Annotated in this window: 3 protein-coding genes; all 3 read right to left on the bottom strand. The window is 36.9% G+C overall.

Annotated features, from left to right (window positions below):
- Positions 1-72 precede the first annotated feature (72 nt).
- The 3 genes from MMU05_RS22865 to MMU05_RS22855 are packed head-to-tail and all read right to left on the bottom strand — an operon-like array spanning position 73 to position 4,068.
- Positions 73-567 (bottom strand): competence protein CoiA family protein, encoded by a 495-nt coding sequence (locus tag MMU05_RS22865; RefSeq protein WP_241143979.1) that lies wholly within the window; start codon positions 565-567, stop codon positions 73-75.
- Positions 568-580: 13 nt separating this feature from the next.
- A complete protein-coding gene (locus tag MMU05_RS22860; protein ID WP_241143978.1) occupies positions 581-2,947 on the bottom strand; it encodes a DUF2357 domain-containing protein in 2,367 nt (788 codons plus the stop codon).
- Complete coding sequence (locus MMU05_RS22855) at positions 2,947-4,068, bottom strand: McrB family protein (RefSeq protein WP_241143977.1); 1,122 nt, start codon at positions 4,066-4,068, stop codon at positions 2,947-2,949. The genes MMU05_RS22860 and MMU05_RS22855 overlap by 1 nt, the downstream gene beginning before the upstream one ends.
- Positions 4,069-5,224: the final 1,156 nt, after the last annotated feature.

Raw genomic sequence — 5,224 nt, 5'->3', positions numbered from 1 at the left:
TATTTCGGTCAAAAGCTTTTTGACAGACTCATCATTGCTTCAATTTATCCTTACTGGAATGATTGCGGATAATCATAATGAAAAATTTCCATTTTTGATCTTCCTCTTTTTATCTGAATCCACAAAATGAGTGTGGGCAAATTCAACAAACAATTTTCGTTCTCCTTTTCTACATTCCACATCTGCAACAATATATTCTTCTCCAGTTTTTACTTTTTGTTCCTCCAAAACCCATTCAAAATCCATGATATTTAGAGAATTAAAAAGAGAATCCTTGTTTCCTATATCATAGTCAAAATGGAAATCTGGAAGTTGAATTTGTTTGGTTTCCCTTAGAACTTTTTTAGCCAATAAGTGAAGTGCTGATTCATATGCACCTGGGCAATCCGATCCGGAACTATGAGCAAAATGTGGTTCCTTTTTATACTTTTCGGTTTTTATGTTTGCTTTTGCAACTAAAGGCTCTAAGCACTTTGGACATAAACATCCGCACTCCTTTCCATTTGGAACATCTAGTACATGTGTAAGAACACCATTCTTTAGAGCATATGTCAGCAGTTTTTCCATGTCGATATAATCATTAACCCTGTCTTTCCACTACCCGCATCAATTCTGATAAAGTCACGGTAAAGGGTATTCCAACACGCGTCCTAATATTTCTTTCTGACTCAATTGATTTTTGGTAAGCATGTAGATCCTTGAACCTCCATTTGACTGCACCAAAATCACTCGGCTTGACCTTTTTTATTTTTATTATCAAGTAATACGCCTTTCCAGTCCCTATTTGAGGATAACCTAATTCATGGAGCTTGGATTTGGAATAGACAATAGGTCCTTCACTCGTTATCTGGAAAAGTCTATCAGCCTTGTCCTTTCCCTTCTCCCGAAGAAGCAAATACTTGGCATCTGCCACTTCTTTGCTCAAAACCAAAGAACCCGCATCATCATCCATTCTGAAATTGTAAAGTCCCTTGTTTTCATACCACTTCATCCTTTTCGGTGATCTACTATAACCGACTAATACAAAGGTCTCATCAGGAATAATCCTCTCTGAGCTCGATTCTTTATGGTATTCCGGGAATGGTTCATGAAGGATATTGTCGTCAGTTTTTGAGTTTTTATGAATCTCATAGACTTTGGATGAAAGTCTGTCCCTTTGTGAAATTCGATCCAAGAGATGTTTCATCACTTGGTCGATGAAGTCAGATAGCTTGTCAATGCCGGATTTGTCTTCTGAAGGATTAATGGCAAATGCACCAAGCCCGGGGATGATTTCATGAAACCCACGAAATGCTTTTTGCTCCGTTCCCGGATAAAGGATATAGGCACCACCTGTTCTTCTGATGGCATCTTTGTAAGCATGCATTTTCAATAAATCTGCATTCTTATAATTCCCTTTTCTTTCTTCCTCTTTTTCAAGGTCCAAATCTTCCGTTCCTGAGCCGATATTTACTAAAAATTGATTCACCTTGTATTTCGCGTCAAAGTGGATATGGACTATTTGTTCAAGCTTTTCTGCATCCTTTTCCTTCATATCAGCCGGCCAAAAAGTCAAAGTATAATCAGGCCTAAGTGTGGAAGTCCAGCTTCCACTATTGCCCTCGGTGTACATGTTGCCTCCTTGAAATGACCTGTTAAAAGAAAATTTGATCATTAGCACTCTAGTTCCAAAATCACATTTTCCTTTTAAGGCTACATGTTTTCCGCGTTTTACGATGACTTGGATTTTATCTTTATCAAATTCAAACAGATGATTATAGGATATATCATCACCGCTATGTTGGTCAAGTTTGAATTTTCCTTTGAACAAATCATAAAGGGTAAAAAACAACCAGTATTCATAAAGTGCTGCTATATCCCGTTTTCCTGCCTGATACACATCATCCCCGCCTTTCCAGATCAGTTTGGCGGCTAGGTCAAATTTCAACCAAGAACTTAAAATCTCACGGTAACCACTCTTCCTTTGGAGAACAGTACTATTAAGTCGTAATGTGGTAGGTCTTGATATTTCTTTAAAAAAATTATGGCTTAATATGTTTTCTAAGGTTTTTACTAAAATATCGGCTTCTTTCCTTTCCCGCGTAGTAGGCGAGAATTTATCCAAGCAATTTTCACAAAATGATAGGTAAACTTCTAAGGCGTGTTTGATAAACCGGTTCTCCGGGTTATCCAAAATCTCCACTTTTTTGACTCCTTGGATTTTTGAAGGGATAGAATTTAATCCATATCTTCTAAGCAAATGGCCTTCATCCAACGCAGTTCTGTTGCTTCCCGAAACCAACTGCCTGATGGAAGATTGATTAAACCGCCTGATATTTCGGGTATCCTTAACTTCCGGGTTTTCTGACCAATTGGTTTTAGGATTACTGATGATTTTCTGGATGGCTTCCTCAAATTCCGGAGAATTGATGATCGACCTCACAAAGCAAAAGCGTTGGTAAATGGTTTTGGGATCCTGATCAAAATCCACTTCATAGTTTTGGTGAACAGGGGAATTGATTTGCATCAAAAGCTCAGTGCACTTGTCAGTAATGCTTTCCAACATATACCTGTAATGCTCTCGATAGCTTTTATTGGGTTCATTGTCAAACTTTGAAGCCAGCACCTCAAAAGAAACCGTAAATTCTTTCTCGGGATTGTCTTTATGGGAAGCGTAAGCGGTAAGGGTTCCTACATAAATATTGGGAACAATCCTGCCACCTGCCAGATTTGTGGACCGGGATTGTGTAATGATCCCGTTATAATTTGTTCTCAGTCTATAATCCGGACATGAAAAAAGATACTCATAAGATTTACCTTCCAAAAGCTGAACAGCTGCCTCACCCATTTCTTCCGCCTCCGGCAAAGGCAATTCCCTCAAAAAATTATCCCCTTCGGGAAAAATATCCAAAACCAGACCCGGTTTGAGTGTATCTAAAGGTATAGCTATTCTTCCCTTAATTTCCATCAGGCCTCAGCATAACTGGTAAATCCGTTAGAGATGATATTCTTGTGCATGCGACAGATTTTTTCCAAGGATATCGGATACTTGATTTTCAGTCCTGATGCAAATCCTTCTTTATCATAGGCTTCAAACAACTTCTTTTTAACATCATCTTCGGAAACAACATTTTCTACACAAAGTTTGGCTAAGGATGTCAGTACCGAGACTAGCTTACTTCTCGATCCATGCAATTTTGGAAGTAATTTTTGCATGATGGCTGCGTCAATGATTTCATCAAGATTCCAATCCGGATCCAATTTCTTGGCAATGCCGACAAACCGCTTCATCTCGGAGGCGGTACGGTAACCAAACTCAGCCCCGGTTTTTTTCAGTTCTTTGAAAAATTCCAAAAGTGCTTCGTTGAGTTGGTCAGCATTATCCGAAGGATAATTCCTTTCCAAAGCCAACCTTACAAAGTCCGATCCCATGCCCGAGCCCTTACCCTCAATCCCCTTCAGGTTGAGTTCTCCTACTGAATCAAGGTAATCGCTTATTTCGTCTTCAGTAATCCTGAACTCGATCACATTGGCCCTGTCCAAGACTTTGGGACTAAACATATACGTCGTTTCATCGATATTGACTGTCCCGATGATAAAAAGGTTTTTGGGCCATGAGATTTCCAAAGGAATAGCTTTTTCGTCAGAACTCTTTCTTGATGTTCCTGAATAAAGCTTGATGGCATCACCGGATTCCATGACAGATAGGAAATCTGCAAAATACCGCTCCACATGGCTGAGGTTCATCTCATCCAAAATTATAAAATGGGGTTTGTTTTGGTTTTCATTTTGGGAAGCTTCTAATAGCAAGTCCAAAACGCCATTATCAGGCTTGACGTAATTATTGGATTCCAAAGAATTGGGATAACCCAAAAGTGGTTCGCGATTAGTCCAATCGGCACCCACAGGGACAATTTTGAATTGCTTGTTCGATTGACAAATCCATAATACAAAGGCTTGTGCCAATTTGGTTTTGCCTGAACCCGAAAGGCCGGTAAGGATAACAAAGGGTTTGGTAAGAAGGGAATCAGTAAATCTTAGAACTAAACTAGATGGAATTTTAAGTCCGTAATTCAAGAGGTTTTCCACCAACAACTTATTTGAAAAAGGAAAATCTGGGAATGTTTCAAACTTTCCCAACAAGTCAAGTAAAATATCTACATTGGATTGTTCAGAAATAAATTCCGATAAAAATTTAATGTAATTATTTTTGCCTAATACCGCCTCGGGGGCACCTTTACTTGTGGCAGAACTATAAAGTTTCCATTTTTGATTAGTATTCCTTAGAATTAAATTTTTTATTTTTTCAAGCGATTTTGTTAAATTATTAGGGTCAAGTAAAAATAGATTATTGTCAAAATAAACTGAATCCCAAAAATTTAACACCTCAAATTCAACCAACCCTTCATAGGATTCTTTGTGGTTATCCGGATTATTGAACCATTGAATAAAGCTATGTTGTAATAGTGATTTTAAAGAATTTTCAGGATCTGTTTTTTGAATTAATGCTTTTTTATTCTCAGATTGATAGTGTTTATGTAAAAATGTAAATGGCAAATCTATCTCGTTAAATTCTACGTCATGAAAAAATTCCTTAAAACTACTTGAAATTTCTTTGTTCGTGGAATATAAAAGATTTAGTAATGTTTTATAATGATTTTCATCCGGAATATATTGCAAGGCATCATTTCTGTTACCATTATAAGGGGTTAAATCTATTGTTTTGGGATGCATTTGAATGTTCCTTAATTCTAAATGCTTTGGCAATTGAATAGGAAAACTTATTAAAATACCCCATTTATTATGTTTTTCTTCCTTTGGAAACAAAATTTCAGGGTCACTTGCTGCAATTCCAATTGCATAAATCCCTCTTGTCGATAATGCGACATTCAAAGAATCAAATTGACCCTGACGATAGCAAAAAAGTACATCACCTTTTTTTAAAAATGTCCTGGAATGATCATTTATGGGAGTATAAATCATTGATTTCCCCCAATTATCAATTGGTTTTATAGTTGTTAATTCTGAAAAGGAATCCTTTGAAGTTATTGTGAAGTAATTTCTATTTTGATTTTGGTCTTTTTCAAGGATTTTACTTCTAACTTCAAATTTAGATTCTGAAACCCCAACCAGTTTAGTATCATCTATTAAATTTGAATAATAAGAAATATGATTATCCGCAATCATTCCAGTAAGGATAAATTGAAGCAATGATGAGTCTGTCAAAAAGCTTTTGACCGAAATA

It is taken from the genome of Cognataquiflexum rubidum, from assembly GCF_022538115.1.
GTDB lineage: Bacteria > Bacteroidota > Bacteroidia > Cytophagales > Cyclobacteriaceae > Cognataquiflexum > Cognataquiflexum rubidum.
Note: the sequence above shows the minus strand (reverse complement) of the source record. Positions and strands in the feature narration are given on the sequence as shown.